Source organism: Eubacteriales bacterium mix99 (assembly GCA_038396605.1).
GTDB lineage: Bacteria > Bacillota > Clostridia > Caldicoprobacterales > DTU083 > UBA4874.
Genome location: CP121690.1, coordinates 2943889 through 2958985, shown reverse-complemented (window position 1 = coordinate 2958985; position 15097 = coordinate 2943889). Strand labels below are relative to the sequence as shown.

Below are 15097 nucleotides of genomic sequence, written 5' to 3'. Positions count from 1 at the left end.
ATACGTCAATAAAAAGGAGACAGGCATGGATTATGAAAGGACTCCATCCTGTCTCCTTTTTCAATCTCTTTTTTTGTTTCTCCGCTCAGCAAGTTCTTTTTCACCGGCAACCAGCTGTTTCATTCGGAGCTTCCTGATCCGGATCCGTCCAGCGGGTCGGTTCCTGAAATGGTATCCGATTTATTTCCATCGTCAGATTTTTCCTCCGTCTCCGCCTTTTTCCTGGCTTCCTCCGTGGATTTTTCTTCGGACTGCGGAGCATCTGTCTGATACAGGGGAGCAGTGGATACATTGCCGTTTTTATGGAAATACGAGGTATCCTGATCTCCCGCTTTCTCCGCCTGCCCGGTCAATCGCTCCACAGACGTTGAATAGTCATAGGCCGCTGGATTGACCGGCGTCATCCCCTGTGGCCGGTAATAGTCCAGAAGGTTGGTTTCCAACACATGATCGGAAGTTTTAAGCAGCTTTGACATTTCATTTTTTATCATTGCTGCTTTATCATACGTATAGGTATTGGTCTCCGGTACCGGTTCTCCGGTGTTGTTATAATAGAGATTTTCCCCGATCATGGAATAGTCCGGCGTGATCAGATCTCCGTTCCGGAAGGGGACAATTTGCTTTCTTTCCGGAGACAGTAAATCCTGTCCCATCATCACGAAGGATTTGGTATCCACGCCAAGAAGATGAAGCAGCGTAGGAAGAATATCGATCTGGCCCCCATAGGTATTCACTTCCGCTCCTTTTTGATATCCGGGAATATGAATAATCAGGGGCACCCGCTTCATCTGCATGTTGTCAAACGCCCCCCAGGTTTCCGGATCCCGCCCCAGCAAAGGCGCCAAAGCCTTGTTTCTGGTGCCGGAAATGCCATAATGATCGCCATACAGTATAAATATGGAATTTTCATAGATATGGCTCTCCTTCAGATAGTTGAAAAATTCCTCCAATGCCTGATCCGCATAGTTTGCTGTGGAAAAGTAGCCATTGACTGCCTCATCCTTTGTATTGCCCTTTGGAATGCTGTTTTTCTCGTCATATGGAAACGGGAAATGATTGGAAAGGGTGATAAATTTACTGTAAAACGGCTGCTGCAGCTGCTCCAGATACTTTGCGGACTGCTGAAAGAACAGCTTATCCTTCAGCCCGTATTCTGCGGAATTTTCCTTTGTCAGGATAAAATCACCGGCATCAAAGAAGTAGTCATAGCCAAAGCTCCGGTACATATCGTTCCGGTTCCAGAAGGAACCGTTATTGCCATGAAACACTGCGCTGGTATAACCTTCCTTATCCTTCAGGATCTTTGGCAGGGCATAATACGTATTGTTAGCGTTTTGTATGAATGCAGAACCTTCGGATACACCAAACAGGGACGTTTCCGCCATCAGCTCCGCATCACTGCTTTTGCCCTGGCCAATCTGAGTAAAGAGATTGGGAAAAGAGAAGGTGTCCTTGCTGTGACACAGTTGATTCAGAAAGGGAAGAACCTCGTATTCCTTTCCGTCTTCACCAGAAAGCCTGAAGTCGATTAAGAACTGCTGGATGCTTTCCATATGGATGACGAATACATTACGTCCCTTTGCAATTCCAAAAGTCTCCGGGTTAGGCTTCGTATAACGGTTGGCGGTATAATTGACCGTTTCCATGACGTCCTGATTGTCGGGAGTCTCCGTGGATCGCTCTGTTTTTACCGTCTGGATGCTGTCATAGGCAGTAAACCCATTGATGCCAAGATATTTTACAATATAGTTCCGATCGAAGGTCCTGGTCAGCAATTCCGGACGGCTGATTTCAGCAAGGCACAGATTCATCAGGAAGATAACAAGGGAAAGGGCCAAAGCCTTCCATCCATTTCTCTTGTTGCAGAAAACCCTTTGATCCACAGAAACAAGAGGCGATTTCTTCTTCAGCAGGACAATCAGGAACACGACATCGATCCAATATAGAATATCATGCCACTTCATAAGCGGTGGTATGGCGGACAGGAAGGATCCCATGGACCGCTTGCCGGAAATACTCCTGGAGGTAATAATCGTACTTAAGGTCAGAAAGTCCGAGAATTCCCGGTAATAGAGGATATTGGCGTAAAGCAGCAGGGTATTTAAAAAATAAAGAAGGATAAGGGCTTTATGACCCCGTTTCGGATTGCCGGTAAACAGACAAAGCGAAAAAAGCAAAAGGGTGAAGGCAATCGGATTGATCAGCAGAATAAGATGCTGCAGCCAGCCCTTTACACCCAGGGAAAATTCCAGATGATAGCTCATATAGGTCTTGATCCAGGTCAGGAAAATTGCCAGCATATAGAATCCAAAATATTTATGATAAATCCGGACAATATTTTGTTTCAAAGTTTCCTGTTTCATAGTCTTCTGTTCACTCCCAACAAATATTACTGATCCATACTTCTACTTGATACATTATATAGGGTATTATAGAATATGAATATGGGCAAGTCAATATCATGCAATTCACACATTAAATCGGAACAGAACAACATCTCCGTCTTTCATGATATAATCCTTTCCTTCTGAACGCACCAGCCCGCTTTCCCTGGCAGCCTGGCAGGAGCCCAGACGGATCAGGGTACCGTATGGTACGATTTCTGCCCGGATAAACCCCTTTTCAAAGTCGGAATGGATCTTGCCTGCTGCCTGCGGTGCTTTGGTCCCGCTCTTTATGGTCCAGGCACGGACTTCCTTTGGCCCGGCCGTTAAAAAACTGATCAGGCCGAGAAGACGATAGCAATGTCTTACCAACCGATCCAGACCGGATTCCGGAATCCCGAGCTCCTGCAGGAAGGCATTTTTCTCATTCGGTTCCAGTTGTGCAATTTCCTCTTCTATTTTGGCACAGATAATCAGTACTTCTGCATTTTCCTTCTCCGCCTGATCCGTTACCGACTTTACCATGGGCAAGTCCTCCGGACTTTTCCCGATCTCCTCTTCAGCGATATTGGCGGCATAGATCACCGGCTTGGAAGTCAGCAGAAACATCTGATCCACCAAACGGGATTCTTCTTCGGTAAAGGAGAGATTGCGGGAAGGAATTCCTTTCTCCAGGTTGTCCCTTATTCTCTCCATCAAATCCAGCTCAATCCGATATCTTTTGTCTGCCTTCTGCAATTTGCGGGCTTTGTCCATCCGCTTCTCCAGGCTTTCCAGATCGGAGAAAATGAGTTCCAGGTTGATGGTTTCCATATCCCGGACCGGGTCAATGCTGTCCTCTACATGTACAATATTTTCATCCTCAAAGCAGCGGACAACGTGAACGATGGCGTCCACTTCCCGGATCTGGGACAAAAACTTGTTTCCCAGTCCTTCTCCGCGGCTGGCACCGTGAACCAGGCCGGCAATATCGACAAATTCGATCACCGTTGGTGTGGTCTTCTCCGGATGGTACATTTCTGTCAGCTTGTCAAGACGTTCGTCCGGAACAGCTACCATGCCAATATTGGGCTCTATGGTGCAAAACGGGTAATTGGCTGCTTCTGCTCCGGCTTTTGTGATTGCATTGAACAAAGTGCTCTTTCCTACATTTGGTAATCCTATGATTCCAAGCTTCATTACATTGTTTCCTCCAGTTTCCTTGCTCTGAATTCAATTATATACCATTTATCGGACAGGGGCAACCGGGAAATCGGGGTAAAAAAGATCGTAACTGCTACAGTACGATCTTTTGTTTGGCCCTGATTTGCTTGATCTGGGTGAAAATATGCCGGACTCTTGGATTCTCCGATTGGGTCAGGGTTTCATAATCGCCGATGAGGATCAGTTTCCTTTTTGCCCGGGAGAGGGCTACGTTCACCCTTCGGTAATCTTTCAGGAAGCCGGTTCGTGTCGGCATCCCGGGCAGCCCATAGTTGCTGCGGACCCAATTGATGATAATATTGCGCTGTTCGCGGCCCTGGAAAGAGTCTATGGTATAGATGCTTTTTTCAATAAAGCGATGCAGGCCTTCCGGATTCCGAAAGGATTTCTCATGCTGCAGAAAGACTTCTTTCAGCTTTTCCGCATGGGCTTTATATGGTGTAATGATACAGATATCAGACAGCTTCTCGCCTTCCTTCAACAGATCGAGTACTTTACTGACGGAAAGCATTGCTTCGGAAAGGTTATAATAGGTGGAGTCCTGCTCTGTTTCCTGCCGGGCCTGGATATCAGCAATTCCGGAAGTATCGACGACTTCGATGGTCTGCCCGGGGAACAGCCCTTCCCGCTTCTGCTTCGGAACCGAATAATAAACGGAATTATGGTTGGGACACAATCTTCCGTCATAGATCAGATCTGAAATAAAGGAAATCATATGGGGATTTTCTGTCCGGTAGTTGACATCCAGAAACAGGGTATGATACTGTCCCCTTTCCGTAATCAGCTTCTCAAACAGACTCCGCTGCAGTTTCTCCCGCTTCTCCAGATTGATATCCGGATCGTACTCCAGCAGAACCTCGTTTTGGATGGGAAAGGGGGGGATCTGCAGATGGTCGCCGATGATAATACATTTTTTTGCCATTCCAAGACTGAACAGAGTCTCCGGAATGTCCATCTGGGAAGCTTCATCAATGATAAGCAGATCAAAGGACGTATCCCTTTTGTTCCGATCCAGGTAGAAACCCATCGGTGTACCGAGGGTGATGCAGTTTGCATCTCCTATGGCATCCCGATACTGTGCATTTGAAGTGGAGAAGACCGGTGCATAGGAAAGGGAAGATTTTTTCTCAATATGGTTTCCTGTCCGCATAATCGGCACCCGGTCCTTGTAAAGCTTTTCCAGAATATTATCCACTGCCACATTGGTCTTGGCCAGTATCAGAATATTTTCCCCCCTTTCATAGGACTGGAGGGCAATTTCCTCAATCAGAGTGGTTTTGCCGGTACCTGGAGGCCCGTGGATAATTGCCAGGGGGTTGATTTCTTCATCCAGACTCAGGCTGAGCTGTACCGCCTGCCTCTGAGTTTCATTCTCCGGAAGGGTTTTGTTGTAAAACGCGTCGTCCGGCAGCTGTACCAAGGAATCGGATGTCAGATGTCCTTCCTTTTTCAGTCCCAGCGCCACGGAAAGCAGAGGATCCAGGGTGTCGTTTTCCACTTCCGTCTGCAGCTCACTCAGGTAATCATACAGGATGCTGTCATTGGAGTCCCAGGAAAGGGAATGCATGTCCGCATAAGCACTTTCTTCCTGCTCCGGAAACGGTTTCAGATCCAGAATATATCCATCTTCTGTTTTTTTCTCGCGGCATTCGGACACTTCGTATTCATTGTCCAGATTGTCCGTGATGACATCCCCCGGGTTCAGCGGAACCTTTACCTGACAGATGCAGGAACCTTCGTAAAGCACCAGAAACCGGCAGGGCACAAGATGGAACATTCTTATCTTGATGTTCAGGATTTCCCTGTAAACCGACAGGCTTTGCAGGATGGATTCCCGATCCGGAAGGGATATTCCGCCGGGATCGGCAAAATGGATCCGATTGGGTATCTCCGGCTTTTCCTTTATTCCCGCCAATTGATACAACTCGGATTTCGGAAGGCTGTAATTTCCATTTTTCCTTTTTCGTATGCCCAGCTCGTCCCTGGGTACGTTTTTCACGATCTCGTACAGAAAATCCATATACTCCCCGGGACTCATGGGAGCCAGAACGGTGATCAGTCCTTTTCGGTAAATTCCTGCCTCCCTGGCTTTGCGGATGGCTGTATACTTTCTCAGCAGGTCCGTAAAAGGGAATCGCTTCAGATATTCGTTTACAAAATCCTTCCGGTTGGCCAGACTGTCAAAGTACCTGGTCTGTGTGCTGTTGTCCAGCGTATTCAGACGGCCTGTTTTGGGATGGATCTCCATTTTGGGGATGCTCAGCTGATCAAAGACAAACTCATTGATCCGGTTGTTTCTCCCCTTTATTCTGGCAGCATAGTGGTAATACAGGCCGCTCAGGGTTTTGCCGTTCAGAAACGACAGGGGAACCGAATCAAATTCCCTGGTTCCCATGAGCCGGGGATGCCGGAGACCCATTTTGGAAGCAGCCCGGTACAGGATTTCCCTTTGCACCTTGACAGGAACATTTTCCCAATGACAGATGGAGGAATCTGCAATCATCCGGATCCATTCGGCATTGGACAGGGCCGGAATACCGAGATCATCACAAAGGCTCTGGACAAGGGCTCCTCCATGGTCCCCCTGCTTTTCGTGATAATGGGTATACAGTCCGGACAGTGTCTTGCCGCCCAGGAAATCAAAGCGGGCGGTGCAAAGGTCCCGGTAATCCAACCGCCTCGGATTCTGCAAATGAAGTTCCTTCGCAGCCCGGTACAGAATGTACCTTGTGACATCCGCCGGTATCCTGTCCCACGAAGTCTTGGAATCCGGCTGACTCAGAACCCGGATCCATTGTACGGCATTCATGGCAGGGATGCCTGCCAGGCTGCAGATATATTGAAGGGTATCCCGATTTGCCTTTTTTGCTCCCGGACGGTGATGATTGTACAGGCTGATGAGCGTTTTATTGTTCAGAAAGCGGCAGGGTTCCGCCATATCTTCGTATTTCAGCATACGGGGGTGTTCTTTGCCGGCTTCCCCGGCCTTTCTCCATAAAATGCATTTCAGATACGGATTGGGAATCAGATCCCATCTGAAATTTCTCTGATGAGATATCATGGAAAACCAGTCCTTCAGAGTCAGATGGGGAATATGAAACTGATCACAGATAAAATCAATGTTCCTTGCCCCGTGTTTGTCTTTGGCAAAATAACGGGATGCAAAACTGTAAAGGGACATTCCGTTCAATTCGCCGAGACCCACTTTAAGGTCCTCAATGGAAAACATCCTGGGATTGGAGTAACCGAGTTGTTCTGCTGCATCATACAGGATCCACCGAATGATTTCTTCCGGAATGATATCCCAGAAAATATTGGTGTCCGGACTGGTGATATAAGCAATCCAAACCTCTTTGGACGGCGTAAGATCCAGGGCCTCACACATTTTCCGGATAATGATGCCCCGTGCACCATCGTATCGATTTCGATAATAGGTATATAGACCGGTTAGTGATTTATTGCCAAGAAAGTGAAAACGTCTGGAAAAGTCATCGTTGTTCAGGAAAATCGGATGGGGGTAGCCCAGCTCAGATGCTGCCCTGCATAATATCTCACGTTTGATGGGATTGGGAACATTTCCCCAGGAAAACAGATTGTTGTTCCGGATAAAATTCAGCCAGTCCTCCTTCGATACCTGCGGAATGTCCAGCTTGTTGCAGATGCCCGCAATGATATGGACTCCCGGTTTGCGTGGCATACCTGTCTTGTAATAGGAATACAAACCATTGAGGGAAGCCCCGTTGAGAAAGGAAAAAGAGTGCTTTTCCAGAGCCTTGGAAGGGATCAGTCTGGGATTCGGCAGGTTCAGTTCGGATGCAATCCGATACAGCAGCTCCCGGTGAACGGTATCGGAAACCCGGCTCCACAAAAATGCCGGAGGCCGGGAGGAACGATCCCGCCGGGTGAGAATGTCCAGCACCCCATCCAGATCTTCATATAATCCATCCTTTTCGCACAACAACTTCAATTCTGTCAAAACTCCTCTCCATGAGTGGATAAAAGATAATAATTAATTCTTATTATACTCCGAGGGATCCTTCATGAAAATTGGTAAATCTCCTAAAAATAGTTTTTGTAATTGGTAGTATTCTGTCTGTTTTCCGATGGAACAGCCAGTCTGCGGAAACGTTAGAAAGAAATCTCTGCTTTCATGCACTTTCCAATTACGGAGAGATCCCGGGCATTGACGGTTTCCGCTTCCCGGGTGCCACCGCGGGAGCCCAGCAGCATAAGACCGCCGCCAAGGGGCTTGATTTCCCCGATACGTACCCGGTTCCGAAAGCGAGCGATATAGACTCCGGCAGTATCAATGGCGCCGGTTTTCTGCACGAGGACCAGGTCGCCTTTTCGAAGCTTCGGACGATCCAGATCGGTTTCCTGTTCGATCCGGACGAAAAATGCCCTGTCCATAGGAATGCCTTCCACCTTGTTGTCCTGAATGACCAGCTTTTTCTGGCAGAGTACCCCGGAAAGATCCTGCGTGTATACCTGCACATCTTTCAGGACCGTGGAGAAAGCCTGTTCCCACTGTGGAGCGGTGGCTTGTGCCGGGATATGGGCATGCCTTGCCGGGAACGGAGCGTTTTCCGATTCCCTGCGGACAGCGCCTGCCGGCTCTTTATTTCCGGTTTCCTGCGCAGAGGCATAAATGTCCCCGCCTTCATTCAAATTTACTTTTAGTATTTTGGAAATCCGATGGACCAGATTTTCATTCATGATTTTTTTACCATCTTCCGCTTCAAGAAGGTACGATTCGGATATCCCGGCTTTCTTTGCCAGTGCCTTGGGCGTCCAGCCTTTTTTGATCCGGGCTTCCTTTACTTTTTGTCCTAAACGGTTCATATGAATCCCCTTTTCATATATTTCCTATTGGTATTGTGCTGTCCCTATTTTAACAGGATGTCATCTTCTTTTCAATTCATATGGGGCAATCCATTCCTGCCAGGCCGGTCGTTTTTTGCTGACGTTGTATTTTTCCGGTATTTGTATGAATAGAGTAATAAATCCATTAAAAGTATAAAATAACAGTGCATGCTCCCACAGTCCTATTGTATAATGGGAAGGAACGTTCTATGATTGTGAGATGGAAACTTCAGACAGCGACAGTTTATCGCATCGTTGCGGAGAGGAGGGAGGGCATATGAAGAGTATCACATATGGAGAAGTCAGTTACGGCAGGATGTGCAGCCTGATCAGGAAATATATCGAGGAAGGCAGGGGCAACCCGGTCCGCATTACCGTCGGTACGGATTCCCAGAATTTTGATATTACCAAGGTCGTATTGGTGGTAGCGGTCTGGCGGATCGGAAGAGGTGGAATTTTCTTCTATGATATAAGGCGGACCAAAAAGATTTCCAACATCGAGCAGAAGATTTTGTTTGAGACCGGCATCAGTCTTGAAATGGCCCGGAAACTGTCGGATGACCTGACAGATGCGGGAATGAATTGCGACATTGATATTCATGTGGATGCCGGTTATGAAGGACCATCTTCGAAGATGATCCCTGAGATTGTCGGTTGGGTCAAATCCTGTGGGTTTGATTGTAAAATCAAGCCGGATTCCTATGCCGCCTCCAGTATAGCGGATAAGTATTCCAAATAAAACCGGAAAATATGATTTGCCAAACGGCAGTGGATTTAGTAGAATAAAGGCCATGATTTGACAGCCTAAGTCATATTTCTGCAGAATCAGGAAAGACGAGGAGGAGTATTATGAATATCATACTGCTGGGTCCGCCCGGATCAGGCAAAGGAACGCAGGGGAGTCTTCTGGCAAGGCGTCTGCATGTAAAACAATTGTCCACAGGGGATTTGTTCCGTGAAATACTGAACCATCCGACTCACCCGTTGTATCCGGAGTTACAGGTGATCAGGGAAGGAAAGCTGGTCTCGGATGATGTGGTAAACAAAGCAGTGGCGGATGGAATTTGTAAGCCGGAGTTCCAGAACGGAGTGATTTTTGACGGGTATCCCAGAACGATTGCCCAGGCGGAGGCACTGGATGAAATCCTGGCCGGCATGGGCCGCCCGGTGGATTTGATCATAGAACTGGACGTTGTACCGGAAGTTCTTTTTTTCCGTATTCTGGGCAGGCAAATCTGTCCCAACTGCAAGCGGGTATTTCATGAAAGCCAGCATCTGGAGGAATGTCCGGACTGCCATGTCCCCCTGATCCGGAGGGAGGACGACAACAGGGAAACCATCCGGAAGCGGCTGGAGGAATACAAAGGCAAGACCGCACCGCTTCAGGATTATTACCATAACCATGAGACAGCCTATATCCATTTTCTGGTTCAGGATGTTTCCAAAACACCGCAGGAGATCAATGACGGGATAATGGAACAAATGAAGCAGAAAGGCATTCTGTAAGGCGCAGTATGAAACGCTGCGTTTTTGCAATCGGGGATCTTCATCTTTCCGGAGCGGTCAACAAACCCATGGATGTTTTTGGGAGCCAGTGGATTCATCATTGGGACAGGATACAGGAAGACTGGAGAAAACGGGTCGGACCGAAGGATATCGTTCTGATCCCGGGAGATATCAGCTGGGCCATGCGGCTGGAGGAAGCAAGGCCGGACCTTTTGAGCATCGGCAGACTTCCGGGGGAAAAGGTTCTGATCCGTGGGAACCACGATTACTGGTGGTCTTCCCTGTCCAGGGTACGGAGCATTTTGCCTCCCTCCATGCACGTCCTGCAGAATGACAGCTTTCTGTTGGACGGCATTGCCTACTGCGGCACAAGGGGCTGGATCCATCCCGGCACAAAGGATTTCGGAGAACACGATACCAAGATATATAAAAGAGAGCTTCAACGGCTGAAACTATCCCTGGATCATGCGAACCGGTCCGCGGACAGCCGGATTGTCCTGCTTCATTATCCTCCCTTTGGCGAGGGAGGCAGGATTACGGATGCTGTGAGGATTCTGGAACAGTATCAGCTTTCCCATGTGGTATACGGGCATCTGCATGGAGAAGGAACGAGAGACGCTTTTGAAGGAGAATACAAGGGTACCCGGTACCACCTGGTATCCTGCGACCATATCGGTTTCCGCCTGAAGAGAATCGCTTGACCACAGTATTGGAGTGCAACGGGATGAATTCTGTGCACTCTTTTTTTATGAAACTTTTTGAATGTGGGAGGAATTCAGGAAGCCATATAGAATAATAGAGTAGAGTGGTACAAAGTGGAGTAAAGTGGTGGATGGGCATCTTCCATGACGGAGACAGGGAAGTGGGTGAGGCGGCTTGTTCATTGGGGAATATCAACATACGATCGATCCAAAGGGAAGAGTCATCCTGCCTGCAAAGTTTCGGGAGGAACTGGGCGAGAAGTTTGTGGTAACGAAAGGACTGGATCATTGCTTGTTTGTTTACCCCAACGGGGAATGGAGCAATCTGGAGAAAAAGCTGCGTACCCTGCCCCTTACCAGCAAGGATGCACGGGCCTTTATCCGTTTTTTCTTTGCCGGCGCCGCGGAATGCGGGGTGGATAAGCAGGGGAGGATCCTGATTCCGGCCAATCTGAGACAGCATGCCGATTTGAATAAGGAACTGGCCATTATCGGCGTCTCCACCCGGGTCGAAATCTGGGACAGGGATGCATGGGATGCCTACAACAATGAATCCAGTCTGAGCCAGGACAAAATTGTGGAACATATGGCAGAACTGGGTATCTGATCAGGGGAAGGAGAATGCGGTTATGGAATTTCATCATACCCCTGTATTGCTGCAGGAGACATTGAAATACCTGAACCCTGCCCCCGGCGGAATATATGTGGACGGCACCATCGGCGGCGGAGGACATTCCATAGAGATATTGAAGCGGATTGTTCCCGGCGGCAGACTGATCGGAGTGGATCGGGATCCGGAGGCAATCCTGGCGGTTTCTGAAAGGCTGAAGGATTACGGGCCTTTTCTTTCACCGGTGCATGGCAATTATATTGAAATAAGGGAAATAATGTCAGACCTTGGTATCCCTGCTGCAGATGGTATGCTGATGGATCTTGGGGTCTCTTCCTATCAGTTGGATGCTGTGAAGAGAGGATTCTCCTACAGGGAGGATGTCCGTCTGGATATGCGGATGGATACCACGCAGGAGTTCAGTGCCTATGAACTGGTGAACGGGTATCCGGAAGCAGAGCTGGCCAGGGTCATCCGGGAATACGGGGAAGAGCGCTGGGCGAAACGGATCGCCCGGTTTATTGTGGAAAACCGCCCCATTGCCACCACCGGGGAGCTGGTAAAGGTAATTAAGAAAGCCATACCGGCTTCCGCCAGACGAAAGGGGCCTCATCCAGCCAGGCGGACGTTCCAGGCAATCCGGATTGAAGTGAACCAGGAGCTGAGTCTTCTGGAAGACGGGATCCGAAATGCCGTGAGTATTCTGAAGCCGGGCGGACGTCTTTGTATCATAACCTTTCATTCGCTGGAGGATCGGATTGTAAAAAGAACCTTTCGAAATCTGCAGGATCCCTGTATTTGCCCGCCGGATGCCCCCATCTGCACTTGCGGGAGAATTCCGGAAGTAAAGATTTTGACAAAAAAGCCGATTATTCCAAATGATGTGGAATTGGAAACAAATCCCCGATCCCGCAGTGCAAAGCTTCGGGTATGTCAGAAGCTTCAACAGAATTGCGGAACTCATAAACAGCAGGGAGGCTGAATAAAATGGTAGTAGCAGAGAAATACGGATACCTTGAAGAGATGGAGCCGATTCCGGAACCGTCCCGAAAGGAGGAGCCGGCACCGAAAAGACAATCCGGCAGGAGGGTTTATCCGGAGCGCAGTATCCGGAACAAGATCCTGACCATCGGAATGGTTTTGGTTTGTTTTGCTGTCGCTTGCTTTGCTGTTTTTCGTTACACTTTGATTATGAATTACCATGACCGTATTGCGGAATTGGAAGATTCCCTTGACAAGGTATACAGTCAGCAGGACAGGCTGAAGGTGGAACTTGCCGGCGGTGAGGACCTGAACAACATTGAATTCAAGGCAACTGCAGACTTAAACATGCAGTATCCGGAAAGCGGTCAGGTTCAATATGTGGAACTTCCAAAGGAACCCGGAAAGCAGGAGAAACATGTGGATGCCGAAAAAACAGGCCGACCGGGGAAAAGCATCTGGAATCGTCTTCTGGGATTATCCAACTAGCACTTGTTTCCTGCTTTCCGGAAGGGGGAATGAACGATGTCAGCGCCTGCAGTGACAAATCGAAAAAGGCTTCTGATATTTTTGCTGGTGACTATGCTGATCCTTTTTGCACTGATTATCCGAACCGGCTATATTCAATTGGCTTGGGGGAATGAACTTCAGGAAAAAGCAATGGATCAGTGGACCAGGACTTTGGATGTTTATCCTAAGAGAGGCATTATATATGACCGGAATAAGGTTGTTCTGGCACAGAGTGCCAGTGCAGACAGCATTGCGGTGCGTCCCGGGCAGCTGGAGGATCCGAAGGATGCTTCGGAGAAGCTGGCTGCCATTTTGCAGATGGATGGGGAGGAACTCTATAAAAAGCTTGCAGACAAAAAGAAGTCTGAAGTTTGGATCAAGCGCCAGCTGAGCCGGGAAGAATCGGTGAAGATCCGTAAACTGAGTATCAAGGGCGTTTACTTCACGGAGGAGCCGAAACGGTATTATCCCAACGGAGATCTGGCTTCCCATGTCCTGGGATTTACCATGAAATATGCGGATCCGGGCGAAGGCCTGAAAGGGCAGGAAGGCCTGGAATTGTATTATGATAAATACCTGAAAGGGGTTCCCGGGCGGATCGTGATGGAAACGGACGCAAAGGGAAAGGAAACTTCGGATAATGTGGAGCGGCTCGTTCCTCCCATAGACGGATGGAATCTGATTCTTACCATTGATCAGACCATTCAGTATTTTACCGAAAAAGCTGTTTCGGATGCAATGGATAATTATCAGGCCAGCAAGATCTATGCCATTGTAATGGACCCCAAAACAGGGGACATTCTTGGCATGGCCAACCGCCCGAATTTTGATTCCAACGATCCGCCCCGGAAGCTCGGCTATAAAGCTATGGAGGATTATGTAAAGAATATTGCCGTCAAGGACAATATGGATCCCGGCTCGACGTTTAAGATTGTTACGGCAGCTTCTGCCCTGGAGGAAGGAGTTGTAACAAAAAATTCCACCTTTTTTGATCCCGGATACCGGATTGTGGATGGCCAGAGGATCAAATGCTGGAAGGTGGGAGGCCATGGACAGCAGACTTTTTTTGAAGTCGTTCAGCATTCCTGCAATCCGGCTTTTATGGATATGGCTTTGGGGCTGGGAGTGGATCGGTTCTATGATTATATTCATGCTTTTGGTTTTGGCAGCCGGACCGGTGTGGACATTGCCGGTGAGGAAAGCGGCGTGATTATGAACCAGGCATCGGTCAAGAATGTGGACCTGGCACGTATGGGGTTCGGTCAGGCCATTGCGGTAACGCCGCTTCAGCTGATCAATGCAGTATCGGCTGTGATCAACGGCGGGTCCCTGATGCAGCCAAGACTGGTCCGGGCGCTGGACTTTGATGACGGGAACAAAAAATCCCATGAGGAAATCGATCCCGTAAAAGTTCGCCAGGTGATTTCCCCCGAAACATCGCAAATCATGCGGGAAGTGCTGCAGAGCGTGGTGAGCGAGGGCAGCGGAAAGAAAGCGTATATCCCGGGTTATCGGGTCGGAGGCAAAACCGGAACTGCCCAGAAATACAGTCCCGGCGGCGGGATCAAGCAGGGGGCAGTGATTTCTTCCTTTATCGGATTCGCACCGGCGGATGATCCCCAGGTAATTGTCCTTTTCATGGTGGATGAGCCGAAGGTTGCAGTGGATTTTGGCAGTGTGGTGGCTGCGCCTTATGTGAAATCCATTCTGGAGGACACGTTGAAGTATCTTGGAGTGAAGCCGGTATTTGATGAAGACACCAGGAAGGAAACCCGGAAAGTCACCGTACCAAACGTAACCGGCAAGTCCCTGACGGAAGCGGCCCGGGTGCTGCATGAAGCCGGGCTGGATTATCTGGCGGAGTCTTCCGGCACGAAAGTTACGAAACAGATGCCGCTGCCGGAAGCGGAAGTACTGGTCGATACCACGGTGCTGCTGTATACCGGAAACGGATCCGGCTCCGCGGAGGGAGAAGGCGAACAGGTTGCTGTCCCGGATGTTACCAAGAAATCCGTACGGGAAGTAAACAATATCCTGACTTCAGCTGGTCTCAGGCTTCAGATTGAGGGCTCCGGCATATCGGTTCGTCAGGATCCACCTGCGGATACCGTGGTTGCGCCGGATACAGTGGTGACGGTGTCCTTTGAACCGCCGAAATAGGAGGATACCGGCCGGGACTCGCCGGTTAACCGGCCATCCGGCCGGGGATCTTCCGAATGAGCGCTGAACGGTTTGCTGCCGGCCATCCGGGACAGGGGCCTTCCGGTGCGGAGGATACGGAGGACTCCGGGGATTCAGGAAGGGGCAGAGAGGGTATAAATGGTAATATTTTCGTATAT

Annotated in this window: 11 protein-coding genes; 7 read left to right on the top strand and 4 right to left on the bottom strand. The window is 49.0% G+C overall.

The features are described from left to right. Window positions 1–119: 119 nt before the first annotated feature. From QBE55_13270 to QBE55_13255, 4 genes are all read right to left on the bottom strand, one after another. Entirely contained in the window at window positions 120–2363 is a 2244-nt protein-coding gene (locus QBE55_13270; GenBank protein ID WZL78459.1) for an LTA synthase family protein, read from the bottom strand. A gap of 105 nt (window positions 2364–2468) precedes the next feature. Continuing rightward, window positions 2469–3563: a redox-regulated ATPase YchF gene (gene ychF / locus QBE55_13265; protein WZL78458.1), complete on the bottom strand. Its 1095-nt coding sequence runs from the start codon at window positions 3561–3563 to the stop codon at window positions 2469–2471. A 97-nt stretch (window positions 3564–3660) separates the two neighbouring features. After that, window positions 3661–7563: an AAA domain-containing protein gene (locus tag QBE55_13260; GenBank protein WZL78457.1), complete on the bottom strand. Its 3903-nt coding sequence runs from the start codon at window positions 7561–7563 to the stop codon at window positions 3661–3663. A gap of 152 nt (window positions 7564–7715) precedes the next feature. Next, entirely contained in the window at window positions 7716–8429 is a 714-nt protein-coding gene (locus tag QBE55_13255) for a helix-turn-helix transcriptional regulator (GenBank protein WZL78456.1), read from the bottom strand. Between the two features lie 298 nt (window positions 8430–8727). Between QBE55_13255 and QBE55_13250 the strand changes: the two genes are divergently transcribed. The 7 genes from QBE55_13250 to QBE55_13220 all read left to right on the top strand — a co-directional run bounded on the left by QBE55_13250 (window position 8728) and on the right by QBE55_13220 (window position 14918). After that, entirely contained in the window at window positions 8728–9189 is a 462-nt protein-coding gene (locus QBE55_13250) for a ribonuclease H-like YkuK family protein (protein ID WZL78455.1), read from the top strand. 110 nt (window positions 9190–9299) lie between these two features. Further along, a complete protein-coding gene (locus tag QBE55_13245; protein WZL78454.1) occupies window positions 9300–9956 on the top strand; it encodes a nucleoside monophosphate kinase in 657 nt (218 codons plus the stop codon). Between the two features lie 8 nt (window positions 9957–9964). After that, window positions 9965–10657, top strand: coding sequence for a metallophosphoesterase (locus QBE55_13240; protein WZL78453.1), 693 nt, complete (start codon window positions 9965–9967; stop codon window positions 10655–10657). 175 nt (window positions 10658–10832) lie between these two features. Beyond that, window positions 10833–11264, top strand: coding sequence for a division/cell wall cluster transcriptional repressor MraZ (gene mraZ / locus QBE55_13235; GenBank protein ID WZL78452.1), 432 nt, complete (start codon window positions 10833–10835; stop codon window positions 11262–11264). 22 nt (window positions 11265–11286) lie between these two features. After that, on the top strand, window positions 11287–12249 hold the full coding sequence (gene rsmH, locus QBE55_13230) for a 16S rRNA (cytosine(1402)-N(4))-methyltransferase RsmH (protein WZL78451.1): 963 nt from the start codon (window positions 11287–11289) through the stop codon (window positions 12247–12249). 5 nt (window positions 12250–12254) lie between these two features. Continuing rightward, a complete protein-coding gene (locus tag QBE55_13225) occupies window positions 12255–12737 on the top strand; it encodes a hypothetical protein (GenBank protein ID WZL78450.1) in 483 nt (160 codons plus the stop codon). 36 nt (window positions 12738–12773) lie between these two features. After that, a complete protein-coding gene (locus QBE55_13220; protein ID WZL78449.1) occupies window positions 12774–14918 on the top strand; it encodes a stage V sporulation protein D in 2145 nt (714 codons plus the stop codon). Window positions 14919–15097: the final 179 nt, after the last annotated feature.